This is a genomic window from Pelosinus fermentans JBW45 (assembly GCF_000271665.2).
GTDB lineage: Bacteria > Bacillota > Negativicutes > DSM-13327 > DSM-13327 > Pelosinus > Pelosinus baikalensis.
The window spans coordinates 5,042,501-5,058,450 of sequence record NZ_CP010978.1; the positions used below are offsets into that span (position 1 = coordinate 5,042,501).

Annotated in this window: 10 protein-coding genes, 2 tRNA genes, 2 rRNA genes and 1 other RNA gene (1 of these 15 cut by a window edge); 1 reads left to right on the forward strand and 14 read right to left on the reverse strand. The window is 41.0% G+C overall.

Annotation, left to right across the window (positions count from 1 at the left end):
* The 11 genes from JBW_RS22265 to JBW_RS22310 form a co-directional block, all read right to left on the reverse strand.
* Positions 1-573, reverse strand: a 23S ribosomal RNA gene (locus JBW_RS22265) (it extends 2,360 nt beyond the left edge of the window).
* 277 nt (positions 574-850) lie between these two features.
* Positions 851-926 (reverse strand) — tRNA-Ala (locus JBW_RS22270).
* A 191-nt stretch (positions 927-1,117) separates the two neighbouring features.
* A 16S ribosomal RNA gene (locus tag JBW_RS22275) occupies positions 1,118-2,675 on the reverse strand.
* The 16S and 23S rRNA genes sit together here with 1 tRNA gene alongside, the layout of an rRNA operon.
* A 349-nt stretch (positions 2,676-3,024) precedes the next feature.
* Positions 3,025-3,303, reverse strand: a complete 279-nt coding sequence (locus JBW_RS22280; protein ID WP_007955186.1) for a pro-sigmaK processing inhibitor BofA family protein — start codon at positions 3,301-3,303, stop codon at positions 3,025-3,027.
* 236 nt (positions 3,304-3,539) lie between these two features.
* The gene (locus JBW_RS22285) at positions 3,540-3,833 is read right to left on the reverse strand and encodes a DUF2508 family protein (RefSeq protein ID WP_007955185.1); all 294 of its coding nucleotides are present in this window, start codon (positions 3,831-3,833) and stop codon (positions 3,540-3,542) included.
* A gap of 53 nt (positions 3,834-3,886) precedes the next feature.
* Positions 3,887-4,483 (reverse strand): recombination mediator RecR, encoded by a 597-nt coding sequence (gene recR, locus JBW_RS22290; protein ID WP_007955184.1) that lies wholly within the window; start codon positions 4,481-4,483, stop codon positions 3,887-3,889.
* Between the two features lie 3 nt (positions 4,484-4,486).
* Positions 4,487-4,813 (reverse strand): YbaB/EbfC family nucleoid-associated protein, encoded by a 327-nt coding sequence (locus JBW_RS22295; protein ID WP_007935593.1) that lies wholly within the window; start codon positions 4,811-4,813, stop codon positions 4,487-4,489.
* A gap of 3 nt (positions 4,814-4,816) precedes the next feature.
* Positions 4,817-6,544: a DNA polymerase III subunit gamma/tau gene (dnaX, locus tag JBW_RS22300; protein WP_007955182.1), complete on the reverse strand. Its 1,728-nt coding sequence runs from the start codon at positions 6,542-6,544 to the stop codon at positions 4,817-4,819.
* A gap of 186 nt (positions 6,545-6,730) precedes the next feature.
* Positions 6,731-6,923, reverse strand: an RNA gene (gene ffs / locus JBW_RS24280) — signal recognition particle sRNA large type.
* Positions 6,924-6,959: 36 nt separating this feature from the next.
* A tRNA-Ser gene (locus tag JBW_RS22305) sits at positions 6,960-7,049 on the reverse strand.
* Between the two features lie 191 nt (positions 7,050-7,240).
* Positions 7,241-8,782 (reverse strand): gluconokinase, encoded by a 1,542-nt coding sequence (locus JBW_RS22310; protein WP_007955173.1) that lies wholly within the window; start codon positions 8,780-8,782, stop codon positions 7,241-7,243.
* A gap of 463 nt (positions 8,783-9,245) precedes the next feature.
* Between JBW_RS22310 and JBW_RS22315 the strand changes: the two genes are divergently transcribed.
* Positions 9,246-10,109: a MurR/RpiR family transcriptional regulator gene (locus JBW_RS22315; RefSeq protein WP_007955171.1), complete on the forward strand. Its 864-nt coding sequence runs from the start codon at positions 9,246-9,248 to the stop codon at positions 10,107-10,109.
* A 318-nt stretch (positions 10,110-10,427) separates the two neighbouring features.
* Here the strand turns inward: JBW_RS22315 and JBW_RS22320 are convergent, their stop codons facing one another.
* From JBW_RS22320 to JBW_RS22330, 3 genes are all read right to left on the reverse strand, one after another.
* Entirely contained in the window at positions 10,428-11,762 is a 1,335-nt protein-coding gene (locus tag JBW_RS22320) for a glycoside-pentoside-hexuronide (GPH):cation symporter (RefSeq protein WP_007955169.1), read from the reverse strand.
* A 42-nt stretch (positions 11,763-11,804) separates the two neighbouring features.
* Entirely contained in the window at positions 11,805-14,129 is a 2,325-nt protein-coding gene (gene yicI / locus JBW_RS22325) for an alpha-xylosidase (RefSeq protein WP_007955167.1), read from the reverse strand.
* Between the two features lie 626 nt (positions 14,130-14,755).
* Positions 14,756-15,829, reverse strand: a complete 1,074-nt coding sequence (locus tag JBW_RS22330) for an HD-GYP domain-containing protein (RefSeq protein WP_235334096.1) — start codon at positions 15,827-15,829, stop codon at positions 14,756-14,758.
* Between the last annotated feature and the right edge of the window lie 121 nt (positions 15,830-15,950).

Sequence of the window (15,950 nt, forward strand, 5' to 3'; positions counted from 1 at the left end):
AGGGTCTTCGACTGCTTGTAGACATACGGTTTCAGGTTCTTTTTCACTCCCCTCCCGGGGTGCTTTTCACCTTTCCCTCACGGTACTATACGCTATCGGTCGCCAAGGAGTATTTTGCCTTGGAGGGTGGTCCCCCCTGCTTCCCACAAGGTTTCACGTGTCTCGTGGTACTCTGGATCTCAGCCATCTCGCTCTGCTTTTCGTCTACGGGACTGTTACCCCCTATGGTCTACCTTTCCAGGTAGTTCGACTAAGCCTGACTCGAATTATGCTGGTCCTCAACCCCGAATCAGTAAACTGACTCGGTTTGGGCTCTTCCCCGTTCGCTCGCCGCTACTTAGGGAATCTCACTTGATTACTTTTCCTCTGGGTACTTAGATGTTTCAGTTCCCCAGGTGCCCTCCTCATACTCTCAGGTATGGGTAACAATGCATTACCATTGTTGGGTTTCCCCATTCGGAAATCTAGGGATCAATACCTGCTTGCGATTCCCCCTAGCTTATCGGAGCTTACCCCGTCCTTCTTCGGCTCTTGGCGCCAAGGCATCCACCGTATGCCCTTATTAGCTTGACTTCGTCACTCTAATAGTCGGTTTGCAATAACCTATCATCTGCGTTGTTGTCGCTGTGGGCATTCATGTCGACGTACAAGTAGTACGACTCCATTCATGTCCTCGCTCCGCCTAGCAGCTGACAGCTTCTTGCCAACCTTTACTTGGTGGTATATTCGAGTTCTAAAACAAGAATATACATGTTTCAAATAATCCTAACATGCTCGGTAATCACCCTAATATTGCTATTAGAATTATTACGTTGCTTTCTTCTGTGCAGTTTTCAAAGAACATAAAAAATGGTGGAGGATAACGGGATCGAACCGTTGACCCCCTGCGTGCAAGGCAGGTGCTCTCCCAGCTGAGCTAATCCCCCACTATATGAGGATATATATTATCATGCCTGCTTACTTTATTCAACAGGCATGTTTTTGTATTCCCTCAAAACTAAGCAATGTAAGTAGATTTATAATACTACAGCAAGCACATAAGCTCCGTCTAGTATATAATCCAGATGTGTCGACCTTGGATTAGAAAAACATATTTCAGCTTTTCAAATCTCCATAGAAAGGAGGTGATCCAGCCGCACCTTCCGATACGGCTACCTTGTTACGACTTCACCCCAATCACTGATCTCACCTTCGACGGCTGGTTCCATTGCTGGTTACCTCACCGGCTTCGGGTGCTCTCAACTTTCGTGGTGTGACGGGCGGTGTGTACAAGGCCCGGGAACGTATTCACCGCAGCATGCTGATCTGCGATTACTAGCGATTCCGACTTCATGCAGGCGAGTTGCAGCCTGCAATCCGAACTGAGAGCTTGTTTTTGGGTTTGGCTTCACCTCGCGGCTTCGCTACCCTCTATTTAAGCCCATTGTAGTACGTGTGTAGCCCAAGACATAAGGGGCATGATGACTTGACGTCATCCCCACCTTCCTCCGTGTTATCCACGGCAGTCTCCCATGAGTTCCCACCTTTACGTGCTGGCAACATAGGATAAGGGTTGCGCTCGTTGCGGGACTTAACCCAACATCTCACGACACGAGCTGACGACAGCCATGCACCACCTGTCTATCTGTCTTCCGAAGAAGAACTCTCTATCTCTAGAGTCATCAGACGATGTCAAGCCTTGGTAAGGTTCTTCGCGTTGCGTCGAATTAAACCACATACTCCACCGCTTGTGCGGGCCCCCGTCAATTCCTTTGAGTTTCAACCTTGCGGCCGTACTCCCCAGGCGGGGTACTTATTGCGTTAACTCCGGCACTGGAGGGGTCGATACCCCCAACACCTAGTACCCATCGTTTACGGCCAGGATTACCGGGGTATCTAATCCCGTTCACTACCCTGGCTTTCGCGCCTCAGTGTCAGACACAGTCCAGAAAGTCGCCTTCGCCACTGGTGTTCCTCCTAATATCTACGCATTTCACCGCTACACTAGGAATTCCACTTTCCTCTCCTGCACTCAAGAATAACAGTATCCAATGCTTCACGGGGTTAAGCCCCGAACTTTAACATCAGACTGATTATCCCACCTGCGCGCGCTTTACGCCCAATAATTCCGGACAACGCTTGCCACCTACGTATTACCGCGGCTGCTGGCACGTAGTTAGCCGTGGCTTTCTTGTCAGGTACCGTCATTATGGATCATTATTTACAATCCACACATTCGTCCCTGAAAACAGAGTTTTACGATCCGAAAACCTTCTTCACTCACGCGGCGTTGCTCCGTCAGACTTTCGTCCATTGCGGAAGATTCCCCACTGCTGCCTCCCGTAGGAGTCTGGGCCGTGTCTCAGTCCCAGTGTGGCCGTTCATCCTCTCAGACCGGCTACTGATCGTCGCCTTGGTGAGCCGTTACCTCACCAACTAGCTAATCAGACGCAGACCCATCTTCTAGTGATAGCTTATAAATAGAGGCCACCTTTAGTATTTTAAGTATGCACTCAAAATACAACATTCGGTATTAGCACCACTTTCGCAGTGTTGTCCCCAGCTAGAAGGTAGGTTGTCTACGCGTTACTCACCCGTTCGCCACTAAAATTCCATTGCTGAAATCTCCGTTCGACTTGCATGTGTTAGGCACGCCGCCAGCGTTCGTCCTGAGCCAGGATCAAACTCTCCATAAAAGTTATATTATGAAGAACCTTGATGGCTCTTTAAAAAACTTGTTTTTGTTGTTCTCGCTTTCGCAGATCAACTTTGTTTTGCACTCGAAACGAGTACCGCACATCTGGCTTATTTTAACCTTACTTACATTGTTTAGTTTTCAAGGAACACGTTGCCGCTTGTGGCGACTCACTTATAATATCATAAATAATTCATACATGTCAATACTTTTCATTTATCTTTTTTATATTTTTATTGTTTTTAATTAAATACATTGTAATGCTAGTAATTGGCTTCAATGCTGTAATGTTTTTTCATTATATGCAATTATAAATCGGGAAGCAAACAAACCTTGTTGCTTCCCCACAGTTAGGCAACAAACAACTTAAACAAAATAAGTAATATTACCCCTGGCAGTCCTAGAAACCCTGCCACTAATGCCGTAATTGGATTAATTGCAATTGTAAATCCTATATGCAGCCCCACAAAATTCAATGCCCACAACATGGCACCACCAATTAAACCATTATATATCAAACGAAAAATTAATTTGATAGGCATTAAGAACATTCGCCCCACAACATATAATAGAATAATGCCAAAAACATATGCCAGAATTACATTAAATTCTCCAAATCCACCAAGCATAGCACACCCTCCCCCTCTTACTGTTTCTTTTCACACGTCTTAAACTCTTTACTAACACCTTATTATAACTTATAATCCCACTCTCTTCTATCTCTCGTTCTCACCTTTCTTCTAATATATATTTGTAATACAATATATTGTCATTCTGGTCCAAGTATGATAAAGAAGAGGTGATTTTACTTTCCCTTCACGAAGAAGAACCAGAGTGAAGACTCTGGTCTTTTTAAGAATGAATTTTATTGTTTTTTGTACTCATCACTATCAGCAACAGTATAAGGAGAGCGTACAATACCTTCTTGACGAGCTTTTTTTAATAGGTATACATATTTCTTTTCAGCTGCCTGCATTAAATAAACAGCATGGTCAACCAAATCTTGATCAGAAACACTATTATAATAATGCTGGGCATTTAACCATTCTTGCCTGGCTTCTTCCACCACAATGGATAAAGAGGGCAAGGGTTTGGCATCCAAATTTTCGTTACCATAAATATAATCTTGTATTTTCTGTAATGCTTCTATTATATTCATAATTCCCCTCCTGTCTTACGGTTATTTTTACCAAAAACAGGAGTATTTAAACATTACATTTCTCGGCGATTTTCCATAGCCTTGGACAAAGTCACTTCATCAGCATACTCCAAATCGCCACCTACTGGCAATCCATGAGCAATTCGGGTGACTTTTATCCCTAGAGGTTTTAATAGCCTCGCAATATACATTGCTGTAGCCTCACCTTCTACATCCGGATTGGTTGCCATAATCACTTCTTGGATCTCTCCCTCTCCAATACGTGTTAGCAATTCCTTTATTCTAATATCATTAGGTCCAACCCCTTCTAAAGGAGATAACTGTCCATGCAATACATGATACCTGCCGCGATATTCTCGCGTACGTTCCACAGCAGCTACATCCCGCGGTTCTTCCATCACGCACACGATGCTGACGTCCCGTCCAGCATCCCGACAAATAGAACAAGGATTACAATCTGTTAAATTAAAACAAACATCACAATAACCAATTTTCTCTTTGGCCTCTATAATCGCCTGAGCTAAGCTTTCTGCTCGAGATTTATCCATCTCTAAAACATGATACGCTAAACGTGCAGCTGATTTAGAACCGATTCCCGGCAGTGCGCGAAACTGCTCTATCAATTTCGCCAATGGTGCTATATATTGCATCGTTTAAAATAAACCAGAAGGCAGATTCATACCACCAGTGAGTTTTCCCATTTCTTGAGCCATCATATCGTCGACTTTTTTAATAGCCTCATTGACGGCTGCTGTCACCAAGTCTTCCAGCATCTCCATGTCTTCTGCATCCACTACGCTGGGATCAATTTTCAAAGATTGAATTTGTTTTTCACCAGTAATAACTACTTTTATTGCGCCACCACCTGCGGTAGCTTCCAAGGTACGCGTTTTAAGCTCTTCTTGCATTTTACTCATTTCACCTTGCAGCTTTTGCATTTTCTTCATCATACCAGCCATGTTTCCCATATTCCCAAACATATCTTAATCCCCCTTGTATTCTTCTTTTTTTATAACCTTACCACCAAACATATGTATAGCCTGACGCAAAGCCGGGTGAACTTCTTCCAGCGGCGATGCAGTCGTGACCGGCTTCTCCTTAGGTGGTAGAGCAGCTGCCTTTGGGGCTACCGCTGCACTTCCCAGTATACAACAAAGTTGCACTGTTTTTCCACAAAATTGGGTTAATACTTTTTCTATCATAATTCGATAATCTTCTTTTTCAGTACGTTCCTTAGGAAAAGCAGCTGCAAACTGCACAATAGCCTGTTTATCATCCAAGCTTATCAATTTCCCTTGAGAAACACAGGCATGTACAGAACGCTTACCACCTGCCACCAATTCTTTAAGGACATTGTCCCAAATCTCTTTTACATCGCTTGATGACGAGCTGCTACTCACAACGGGTTCTGTCTGTGGTTGCTCATTGGATATTTCCTGCTTTACCTCAACTTTTTCTATCGACTTTGGACTCACGGGTTGAACAACAACCGGCTTTACCGGGGTAGGGGGACGCACAGTTTCTACTTGTTTTATAATTGGGGGCTCTATTCGTGGAAAGGACTGCCCCGATACTTTCTCTTCTAATATTGCTATTCGTTCCAGCAAGTTCGCCATATCTGCTTGTGCTGAACGACGGCAAAGGGACAACAGGGTCATCTCTGCTGTAATTCGAGGCTCAGGCGCCCATTTTGCATCATTGGCACCTTCATTTAATATTTTGATCATATCAATTAATTCATCATGCTTAAACTGTTCTCCATGCTTGGCTAATACATTTCGGTCATCTCCATATAATTCAATGCTATCAATATCAGGAGCAGCTTTGAATAGCATGATACTTCTCATATATAAAGCCACTTCTAAGAGTATCTGACGTACTTCTTTACCTAGTGCAATTAATTCTCCTAATGCCATCAATACCGCTTTAAAATCACGTTCCGCCAACGCTTCGGTAATACTCCATACCCACTCATGACCGATAAGACCTAATAATTGTCGAACCTTCTCTGCAGTAATTATCCCATTTTCCATGGTAGTACATTGATCAAGAATACTTAGAGCATCCCTAAGCCCTCCATCTGCATGAGAAGCAATCAACTTTAATGCATCTGGTGCTACATTTAGCCCTTCGTGCTGAACAACTGCAGTTAAGCGACCTTCTATTGCTTCAGCATCGATACGTCTAAAATCATAACGTTGACAACGCGAATGAATTGTCGCTGGAATTTTATGCGCTTCCGTCGTGGCCAGAATAAATACTACATGGGCAGGCGGTTCTTCTAATGTCTTTAATAGTGCATTAAACGCCTCAGTTGTTAACATATGTACTTCATCGATGATATATACCTTATACCGACCATCTACAGGCGCAAACTTAACAGTCTCCCGAAGTTCGCGAATTTCATCAATCCCCCGATTAGAGGCAGCATCAATTTCAAATACATCCATAGAGGTTCCAGTATTAATCGACTGACAATTTAAGCACACATTACAAGGCTCAGGTGTCGGACCATGTATGCAATTTAAAGATTTCGCCAAAATCTTGGCAGTACTTGTTTTTCCTGTACCTCGTGGTCCCGAAAATAAATAAGCATGGGCAATTTTCCCCGATACAATTGCATTTTTCAAAGTAACACTAATATGCTTTTGTCCTACTAGATTTTCAAAATCCTGTGGGCGCCACTGGCGGTACAACGCAACATAAGCCATCTACCCAACACCTCCTTACAACATTTATGGTATTCTACACGAAAGTAGCTTTCCCTTTTTCTTTGATGAGCAAACTACAGTTAGGCTCGCTTTTCTATCGTTGTAAAGTCAAGAGCGGCTAACACTCTGATCATTTCTTCCATAGAATACACTAAGAAGCAACCAGAAATCTGGTTGCTTCTTAGGTTGCATTCATCATTTTAGCGTCGGGCCACAACAAAAGTCAGGCAACCTCACGGCACATAAAAATTATCACTTACCGCTGCTTCCTTCCGGATCTGACGGGGTTCATGAGTTCCCATTGCGTAAGACCCAACTTTTGCTGTGGCCCCACTCTAAAATAAATAAATGGCTAAAATATTAAATTTTACGCCAACAACTATCAGTACTTACTGACATCCCTATTAAAATTTTATGGCGGAGAGAGAGGGATTCGAACCCTCGGTACAGTTTCCCGTACACACGCTTTCCAGGCGTGCTCCTTCAACCGCTCGGACATCTCTCCAAGGTGTTTACACCAGTTAAATTTATATTACTTGACTGCAAGAAATATAATATCATTTCTCAACAATATTGTCAACAAGAATATGTAAGGATTAAAATCCCAATGGATGGTATTACTCTTAGTAGTGTATTGTAGACCCCTAGGAGCCTACTATACACTATTTTTACAAAGAGAATTCAACTACTCAGCCTTCATTTTTTCCAATTACGTTGAATTTCAGCTATTTCTTCATATTCCTTTTGCAGGTTCCAGTATATTCTTTCATAAATACCAAAGAGTTTCTGGTAAATTTCTTTATTGTCTTCATTAGGATTGTACGTTTCTTTTATTGTAATAAGCTTTTCCACTTCTTTAAGGTCACCAATTATGCCTAAAGCATACATACCCAAAACTGCAGCACCAAAAGCTGATCCTTCTGGTTCTCCGGGAACATGAATGGTTCGGCCAAAAACATCTGCCATGATCTGAACCCATACTTTTGAACGAGTAAAGCTACCCCCAACCCGGATCTCATTTACTGCTCCTGCAACTTCTTCTAAGGATTTAAAAATACTAAACATCCCATAAATAATTCCTTCTAGCGTTGCTCGAATCAAGTGGCGTTTACCATGATTAAGGTTAAGACCAAATAATACGCCTCGAGAATTGGCATTGTAATAAGGTGCCCGTTCTCCAGAGAAATGAGGCAACATAATTAAACCCTCACAACCCGCAGGCTTTTGCTCTGCATAGCGACCTAAAATTTCATAAGTATCAAGCCCTAAATTTGCAGCAACACGCTGTTCTGTTGTGGCAAATTTATCCCGAGCCCACCGAAATGCTACACCACCGTTGCTAAGTGCACCACCTAAAACCCAGGTATCACCAGCTAAATTATAGCACCAGGTGCGTTGTTTTTCATCAGCCTGTGGTTTGTTAGTGATCATCCGTACAGCACCACTAGTACCAATCATAGCTGTAACTTGACCAGGATTGACAGCACCTGAACCTAAGGTAGATAAAACCCCATCACTAGCGCCCAAAATGATAGCAGTATCTGGTGCTAAACCTAGCATAGCAGCAATCTCCGGTTTGATACTCCTTTCAATATGAGTAGTAGGCAGTATCTCTGATAATTTATCTGCTGTAATTCCTACCATATCAAGTAAGTCTTTATCCCACGTGCGAGCATGAATATTGTAAACAGCCGTAGCAGAAGCAATGGATTCATCTACCAGATATTTGCCTAGTAAGTGATGACAGATATATTCTTTAATTCCAATAAACTTAACCGCACGAGAAAAAATCTCCGCTCTTTCATTTTTTAACCAAATCATTTTAAACAAAGGATACATAGGATGAATTGGGCAACCCGTTTTAAAATATATAGAGTCAGCATCATGAGATGCTTTTATTTTTTCAATGTAGTCCTGTCCACGGGAATCAGCCCATGTTTGCATACGATCTAGAGGATGACCAGCAGCATCTACAGGAATCATGCTATGCATAACAGAACTAAAACATACTCCTGCAATATCATGGGGAGCTAATCTTGCCTCAGCGATAACTTCTTTTAATACGACTAACACCCCTTGCAATATCTCTTCTGCATCTTGTTCAGCCCAGGCAGCTTGTGGTGTATATAATGGATATTCTACAGATTTACTGCCAACCGTCGTACCATCTTGCTGATATATAACGGCTCGGCAACCGGTTGTGCCAATATCTACACCAATTATCTTTTGTGTATTCATATTAACAACCTCCCCTTTTATAACACATTTATCTTCTATATAGTAGTAGTAGAAAGAAATGATCCAAACTAATGGTTTGATCATTTCTTTCTTGTTCATGTACAATCACTTAAAGAGTAACACAAGCAATCAATCTTGCCTTTTTATACTTTAGAAAACCACGCCATAAACCAAAAGTAAATAAACTAAGTAATACAGAAATCAATAGCGATGTAATAGAAATTCCAATAAAATACATCTCCTGAAATTTATTGTCTCAATATATGTAATTATTGAAAAATATTTTCACTTATTATAATATACTCTTTTTTTGGGAAAGGCAATATCTCAAAAAAATTCTGCAAGTTTTTATTAAAAGAATTACTATACCAAATAGCAAACTTGCATGGTTTTAAGGTGTCTGATACAATATTGATACATAAAAATCCAATTTTCTCTTCTCACAAAGGTTGGAGGTTAAGAAATGGAAAGAACGGAAAGCACCTTGAATTCATGCTTACCGCGTATACGCAGTGGTTTTAATGATTTAACTAAGACCGAACAAAAAACTGCAACTTATATTCTGGAAAATCCTTCTGAAGTCATACATATGACCATCACGGAATTAGCGGAAGCTGCGAAGAATGCAGAAGCAACAGTTTTTCGTCTTTGCAAAAAATTAGGTTTTTCGGGGTACCAAGAATTGAAGATTGCTCTTGCCGGGGATTTATATACTCCCTTAGAATCCGTCTATAAAGAAGTTGATCCTACCGATTCCATCAGAAATATGACTAACAAGATTTTCTTAGGCATAAATGAAGGTCTGCAAGATACCCTTAAGATCATTGACGAAGAAGCAATTGAAAATGCGATCCAAGCGATCACCAACACACGTCGGATTGATGTTTACGGCTCAGGCGGATCGGCAGTAATCGCTTCCGACATTGAGCACCGTTTTATGCGCTTTGGTATTTCCGTAAGGGCTTACTCTGACCCACATCTACAAATCGCATCAGCCACTTTGCTCCAACCTGGTGATTTAGTTATTGCGGTATCTCATACTGGCGCTAATCGTGATATACTCGATGCTGTTGCTATGGCAAAAAGCAATCATGTTACCACCATTGCAATTACTAGTTATATACGATCACCTCTCAGTCAATTGGCCGATATTTCACTTCATGGTATGGGCAGAGAAATCAATTACCGTTCAGAAGCTATGGCCTCACGCTTAATTCACCTGGCCATTGTCGATGTTTTATACATTGGATCGCTTCTCCGCCAGCAGGATACAATCATCGAAAATATGAACAAGGTACGTAAGTCAATTGCCAAACGTAAAATATAATACAGCATTCTCAGCCGATCTAGGAAAAGCTTCGACTTTTAAAAAGAAGTTGCAGACCAGAGTGGCAATAAGATAAAAGACCTGTCATCTTACTTGTAAAATGACAGGTCTTTTATCTATGAAAGGAACCATAAAGAGTCATTTGCAAGCGAAATTATTTCTTCTTGCATTTCTATCATTATCGTTAAGGCGTGACATGGAAAAACTCAAAATCTATACACGGACACTGGGAATTTTTGCATCAATAGATTGGGGGCATCAAAAAGTGTGCCACTCGTATCTTGGGGTATAGGTACGGCATACAACCGCGTTGCTTTTTCAGACACTAAGTTTAATGTCATAAAGAATTTTCTTAAGAAGATCAGTTCGCAAAGTATAATATCTACTAATAAATGCACTAACTAAGTATGCGATTGCTGGTGCAATAGTAAATAATGCAATAATACTTTGGATTGCTATGTCATTTTGTGCTGCCGCTCCGGCTTGATAATTACTGCCAGCCAGCACCCAACCAATCAACGCCCCGCCAATAGCGAGACCAAGCTTAAGTACAAATAATGTGCCAGCAAAACTAATACCAGTCAATCGTTTACCATATTTCCATTCTCCATATTCAACTGTATCAGACATCATGACCCATTGAATGGGTGTAATCATTTGATGCAATACCCCAATAATGAAAATGAATGTAAACATTGTGCTGACTGCATTCATCGGAGTAAAAAACATACCGGTACTAATAATTCCAAGTAACACATTGGTCCAGCAAAACACCCTAACTTTGCAAATATGATCAGTAACCGGTTTTGCTAAGGCACTGCCCAAGAGATTGCCGACGGAATAGGTAGCCAGAAAAGCAGCAAAATATCCCACATTACCAAGTATATACGTTACATAGTACATCATTGCACCGCCACGGACTGATACTGCCAATATGTTGAGAATCGTCAGTGCCCCCACAATGCGCCATTGATCATTATGAAAAATGTCACGAATATCTTCGCGCATACTTGACTTGTTCTTCTCAACAACCTGTACTCTCTCCTTTGTGAAAGCAAAACAAAGAATAAGCATTATAACAGCTACAATTGATAATATAGCAATACCACCTTGATACCCTAATACCCGATTATCCCCGCCGATAAATTGTGCTAATGGAGTCATTAATACGGTACTTAGCATACCACCAGCAGTTGCTAGTACAAAACGATAGGATTGCAATGACATCCTCTGATCTGGATCAAGGGTAATTACACCTCCTAACGCACAATAAGGTATATTTACTACCGTATACATTAAAGTTAATACCGTATAAGTAATAGCAGCAAAGATCATCTTACCACTCATTCCAAAATCCGGAGTACTATAAGCCAGGATACAAGACAATCCAAATGGAATTGCCCCAAACAACAAATAGGGTCTGAACTGGCCCCAGCGAGTACGAGTACGGTCTGCAATCAGACCCATAATAGGATCAGAAACCGCATCCAAGCCACGTGCTAATAAAAACATCGTTCCAACAAAACCAGATGGAATTCCAAAAATATCGGTATAAAAAAACATCATGTATAACATTACATTATCAAAAACAATATGGCTTGCTGCATCACCCAAACCATAACCTATTTTCTCAGTCCTAGAAAGTACGTCCATTTCAAATACCCCCAGTTTTATTTACGATTTTATGTACACTTTTTAGAACCTAAGCTCTAATTGCTTAGTGCCAGGGCCAATTATAATTTGCAAACCTAACTCTTTTTGTTCTAATACAACATTCTCAGTTGGTGCTGCTGTAAGTTTCTCTACACCACGTAATAACAATGAACATGGTTTGGCGACTCCAAGCAGCGCTACCTGCAAACACCTGCCCTGACGAATTACAGTAGCTGTTAGTGCGACTTCACCATCCAAATTACGTACGGTTGCAGTTGCTTCGCAGCCATCTTGAAGAGCAAAAAGATGTAGTTCCACACCATCAGCATAATCGGGTCGTTGATCATTTGCACCAACTGCCAAAAGTGTATTTTCACGCATATAAACAGGCAAGCTCATAAAACCATGTGTTTCTTCACGCCAGCATCCGCCGCTGACTTCCTCATTATTAAAGAGGTGTGTCCAACGCCCTTCTGGCAAATATACCAAAACGGTCCCACTCTCACTAAATATTGGCGCAACCAAAATAGAATCACCAAGCATATATTGCCTATCAAGATAATCGCAACTAGGATCTTTAGGGAACTCAAGGAGCATTGCTCGCATTACAGGTAATCCATGTTGTGCAGCTGCTACAGACATATCATAAAGATAAGGCATCAAGCGGCACTTCCAGTTTGTAAAGAACCGCAGAACATCAACAGCCTCATCATCGTATAACCACGGCACTCTATATGATTTACTGCCATGCAATCTGCTATGACTTGACAAAAGACCAAAAGCGCACCACCGTTTATAAACAGAAGCAGAGGCTGTATTCTCAAAACCACCTATATCATGGCTCCAGAATCCAAAACCAGATAACCCTAACGATAGTCCCCCACGTAAACTTTCTGCCATTGATTCGTAGTTGGCATAACAATCACCGCCCCAATGTACTGGGAAACTTTGACTGCCGACAGTCGCAGAACGTGCAAATACAACAGCATTCTTTTTCCCTTTCTTTTCTTGCAATATTTCATATACTACTTTATTAAAAAGGTATGTATAATAATTGTGCATCTTTTGTGGATCTGAACCGTCATAATACACTACTTCAGTAGGTATCCGTTCACCAAAGTCTGTTTTAAAGCAATCTACACCCATATCCATAAGCCGCCGCAAATGATCCCCATACCATTTACAAGCAGCCGGATTGGTAAAGTCGACTATCCCTTGTCCTGGTTGCCATTTATCCCATTGCCAAACCCGCCCCTGGGGAGTTTTAAGTAAATAACCATGAACCATGCCTTCTTTAAATAATTCCGACTGCTGGCTAATATAAGGGTTAATCCAAACACATATCTGCAATCCTTTGGCTTTCAACCGAGTTAACATTCTTTTAGGATCAGGGAAAACAGCGGGATCCCATTGAAAATTACACCAATGGAACGCCTTCATCCAAAAACAGTCAAAATGAAATACATGTAATGGTAATGATCGTTCCTGCATGCCATTGATGAAGCTATTAACAGTATCTTCGTCATAATTAGTAGTAAATGAGGTTGTCAGCCATAGTCCAAACGACCAGGCAGGCGGTAATGACGGGCGGCCAGTTAACCGAGTATATCGTTCAAGCACCTGTTTCGGTGTGGGCCCATCAATAACATAGTATTCAAGTGATTCTCCAGACACGCTAAATTGCACTTTGGAAACTTTCTCTGAAGCCACCTCAAAGGATACCATCTCAGGATGATTTACAAATACACCATACCCACGATTTGTTAAATAAAATGGGATATTTTTATATGCTTGTTCGGTACTCGTTCCTCCGTCTTTATTCCACGTTTCAACAACCTGACCGTTTTTCACAAAAGCTGTAAATCGTTCACCAAAACCATAGCATGTTTCTCCTACTCCTAAATCCAATCGCTCATACATATACGTTTGATTATTTAAAATTTCTGTTGCATAACCTGTTGACTTAACCCCGCTACCAGTAATACGTTTCCCATCATGTAAAAAATCCATTTGCCAATCTCCCAATTGCTTAATGCATACTGAAAGATCCCCGCTTTTTAGAGTAGCTCGGTCTTTATCCTCACTACATTCAATATTTATATCAGGATCATAAGCTAATACAAACTCCGGAGCAGTAGGATATATACCTTTAAAATGTTCTATCCGTACACCAATTACTCCAACTTGTGGTGAAAAAAAGCGTATCGTAAACAATGGAATATCCAATTGGTCTCCCCGTGCAATTACATCACGAGGTGCAGCTAAAACAATCAGTTCCTTCTTACCTACTCGTACTTCATGTACACACATTGGGTTTATCACATTTAAATTTTCCTGTATAAGCCAATTACCATCACTAATTTTCATTTTTACTCCTTTCTTTGATTAAATTTATCCGATGACCAAGTCGCTCTAAGACTCCCATCTTCTCATTCATAAAATCTCTGGTCGATGCCGTTTTACCTATAACACTTTTGGTACTGTAAAACCTGCAAGCACCTTGGCAGTATATTCGGATAATGTTTCTCCTAATTGTTCTGCAATATAATCACATTCAGCTGCGTCCTTTGATCACACCATAACAAGGCTGGCATAACTTCACAGAAGATGTTCTAAATCAATGCCTAAAAAATGGTCACAGTATCTCTCCATTCTTCCTGCTTTTTTGACTTAATTTGTCGTTTGGATAAACTAAGTCAAAATTAAAAAAAGGTTGTTGTATGGATAAACTTTTTCGTTATCATTCTGGAAATTCCTGCAAAGATTTTTTTATTTTTTTGCAGAACAATTTAATAGATATTTATCTTTACTACTAATTATCTATGCTGAAATCAATAGTATCTATGCCAATCATCAATAATTATGAAAAATCTCCAATTCATCTCATTGCTAAAGATGGATTGGAGGTTTTCGTTTTTTTGCATACGATGCAATTTTGAAATTGGTATATCCATTATACGTTTGCCAGAAAAGAGTAGCTGAAGATATGACTGCTACTCTTTGATGTGAGAAATATATGCCTGATCAGCATGAACTTGCGAATAACTTGGAGGTATTTCTTCAAAATCGACGATGAAAAGTTCAGGCGTTTTTATTAGATCAAGTTCAACAATTCGATCGATGTCCTGCTCATCTTGACTGGACGTAATGCGGACAACTGGCGTAGTTTTATTCTTTAGATCAACACCAAGAATTACACCACTTTGCTGATTGTTTAGCCGCACCGTCTTTCCAATCGGATAGATGGCAACATTCTGGTTAAACTTGTCAACAATGACCGGATTAAAATACTCTCCTGCAGCTTTACTTAAAATCGCAGCTGCATAATACACAGGCGTCGGCAGGCGATGTGGCATCCCCACGATCAAACGTTCATAGACATCAGCAATACTAATAATTTGGGCATATTCAGAAATAGAGTCCCCTTTAAGACCCATGGGGTAACCACTGCCGTTCCAGCGTTCGTGATGCTGAAAGCAGGCGTTAAGAACATTGACAGATACTGTATTATTCCTCCGAAGGATCTCCAAAGAGTAAAACGGATGCCGCTTGTACTCTTCTTTTTCACGTCTTGTCAAATAACCAGGAAACTGCCGTGCTACGTTCTTTGAAAATTTAATTTTGCCAACATCATGAAGTATCGCAGCGAGACCCAGCTCATCTAACTGTTTAGCATCATATCCCATAGCAATACCCGTCATAATTGACAAAATGCAAGTATTGACGGCATGAGAGAACATATACCCCTTTTTACGGCGTATATCCAGAAGATTCATCATGTTCTCCGGCTTCTCGCCGAGCTGATTAATCCATTCACTGACAAGGCTTTTTACTTTATTGAGGTTTACGCCTTTGCCTACACTAAAGTGATGAATTGCATCTCGCGCAGCACCAATGGCTTCCTTTTTGTTTTTAGAACCATAAAAATCTTCCTCCAGGGCGATGATCTCTTGAATTTGCGGTTCACCTACAAAGAGAGAGGTGAAGCCTTTATTTCGAAGATACTCAATGTACCGTTCCTTCATAACGATGCCCTCATGGAGCAAAACTGTACCATCAGCTGACATGAGCGGTTTTGATAAGTACATGCCTGGCTGAATTTCATCTATCGTTACACTTTGTATAAGAATCCGCCTCCTACGATAAACATGTTACCTGTTAATTCTACTAGTTATATCGGAAGATAAA

Coding starts and splice junctions, on each gene's coding strand:
- JBW_RS22280 (WP_007955186.1), bottom strand. CDS start 3,303: ATGCTTGGTGGATTTGGAGAATTTAATGTAATTCTGGCATATGTTTTT.
- JBW_RS22285 (WP_007955185.1), bottom strand. CDS start 3,833: ATGAATATAATAGAAGCATTACAGAAAATACAAGATTATATTTATGGT.
- recR (WP_007955184.1), bottom strand. CDS start 4,483: ATGCAATATATAGCACCATTGGCGAAATTGATAGAGCAGTTTCGCGCA.
- JBW_RS22295 (WP_007935593.1), bottom strand. CDS start 4,813: ATGTTTGGGAATATGGGAAACATGGCTGGTATGATGAAGAAAATGCAA.
- dnaX (WP_007955182.1), bottom strand. CDS start 6,544: ATGGCTTATGTTGCGTTGTACCGCCAGTGGCGCCCACAGGATTTTGAA.
- JBW_RS22310 (WP_007955173.1), bottom strand. CDS start 8,782: ATGAATACACAAAAGATAATTGGTGTAGATATTGGCACAACCGGTTGC.
- JBW_RS22315 (WP_007955171.1), top strand. CDS start 9,246: ATGGAAAGAACGGAAAGCACCTTGAATTCATGCTTACCGCGTATACGC.
- JBW_RS22320 (WP_007955169.1), bottom strand. CDS start 11,762: ATGGACGTACTTTCTAGGACTGAGAAAATAGGTTATGGTTTGGGTGAT.
- yicI (WP_007955167.1), bottom strand. CDS start 14,129: ATGAAAATTAGTGATGGTAATTGGCTTATACAGGAAAATTTAAATGTG.
- JBW_RS22330 (WP_235334096.1), bottom strand. CDS start 15,829: ATGTCAGCTGATGGTACAGTTTTGCTCCATGAGGGCATCGTTATGAAG.